General features: G+C 65.7%; 2 protein-coding genes and 1 pseudogene. 2 read left to right on the forward strand and 1 reads right to left on the reverse strand.

Features of this window, described 5'->3' with window-relative positions:
• Positions 1–510 (reverse strand): hypothetical protein (locus I6U14_RS04985; protein ID WP_296897378.1); only part of this gene is annotated, 510 nt, incomplete at its 3' end.
• A gap of 324 nt (positions 511–834) precedes the next feature.
• Here I6U14_RS04985 and I6U14_RS04990 point away from each other — a divergent pair.
• Both I6U14_RS04990 and I6U14_RS04995 read left to right on the forward strand, forming a co-directional pair.
• Positions 835–1,131 (forward strand): annotated as a pseudogene (locus tag I6U14_RS04990) (transposase); the annotation flags it as partial.
• Between the two features lie 51 nt (positions 1,132–1,182).
• A complete protein-coding gene (locus I6U14_RS04995) occupies positions 1,183–1,326 on the forward strand; it encodes a hypothetical protein (protein WP_296897380.1) in 144 nt (47 codons plus the stop codon).
• Positions 1,327–1,485: the final 159 nt, after the last annotated feature.

Consider the following 1,485-nt stretch of genomic DNA (forward strand, 5'->3'; position numbering starts at 1 on the left):
TCGGCATCGAGCCGCGTCGAAGTTGGTCCCGGCGCTGTTCCATGGGCACATCTGCAGCACGCGCCCAGCGCCGTAATGCCAGATGCCGTGGCGGTCGACGACGAAGTGGTGGATGTCGCTCACCTGGGGCAGACTGGAGTTGAGCAGGTCGCGCTTGCTCGGCCCCGGCACGACGTCGCGGCCCCATGCATGCGTATGCCAAGAGCAGGAAAGCTCGTAGTCTCCGCGGCGACCGAGAGGCAAGGCCACGCCGACGCCGGCGTTATCACCATAGCCCGCGCGGACTACCCGCGCCAGCCGTCCGCTCCGCACATCGTTCCAGCACCAGCCGGCCACCTCGCGGCCGCTCGCCCGGGTGTCGTTGACCGCTCGGATCAGGACGTCGGCGATATCAGGCCCAACCTTATCCGGACCATTGGTCGGGAACGGCGTCAAGGGACGCTGCGTGGCACAGCCGGCGCAGAGGGCCGTGGTGAGCAGGGCGGCGCCAACGAGGAACGGGAGCTTCATGATCCAACCAGGGAACGCGCAGATTTGTGCCAGGCGCAGATGGTCGGCGCGATGGGAGCGAGGGCATTCAACCATTGAGGAGCAGATCTCACCGTAAAGCGCAATCCCGTAGACCAGTAGCTGCAAGACATATGCGCCCGCGGCGCAAGCGGCGCCGCGGGCGCATCCCAACTTACCATGCGGACTTGGATCTGCAAGCCGGGATTGCTTAGCTCAGGCAACTCCGCGCAGAGTGGGCTGGTTGGGCTACGCTCGCAGTCCGAGTAGAAAGGGGGTCTAGAAAGGGGGTCTTGCAATCCAGCACTGGCCGACCACACTCAGCCGATGGCCAGCCCCCTTCGCATCGAGCTCGCCGGTGGGCTCTACCACGTCACCTCGCGCGGTGATCGGCGCGAGGCCATCTATCGTGACGATGCGGACCGCACCGCTTGGCTGGACCTCTTCGGCGAGGTGTGTGAGCGCTTCAACTGGCGCTGCCACGCCTACTGCCAGATGACGAACCATTACCACCTGGTCGTCGAGACACCTGAGGCCAATCTGTCCAAGGGCATGCGCCAGCTGAACGGTGTCTACACCCAGCGCACCAACCGACGCCATGGGCTGGTCGGACACCTGTTCCAGCGGACGGTGCCGGCCGTGTGATCGGCGGGTAGGTGGCGTGTGCACATAGGCGTGCAGCTGGACAGCGATACCTTCGAGCGCATCGCGGAAGTGCTGGAAAACCATGGTCTGATGTTGCTGATGCGGGCCGCGGCCGAGGATGCATCCGTGGAGTTGGAGGAGGCGAAGGCCCTGTATCGCGCGCACCAAGACTAGCCCGTGCGGGTCCGTGACAAGAGCCGCCCCGTATCGGTGATGAAAGGGCCGGGCATGGCGGCGCCACGCCGGAATCTCGACGCGCCACGCAGTCCGGACGGGCGCCGGCGAAGTCATCGGCGGTCGCTTCCGGGGCGAACAGCGCAACATCGTTGATGC

This window comes from Thiohalocapsa sp. (assembly GCF_019695415.1).
Taxonomy (GTDB): domain Bacteria; phylum Pseudomonadota; class Gammaproteobacteria; order Chromatiales; family Chromatiaceae; genus Thiohalocapsa.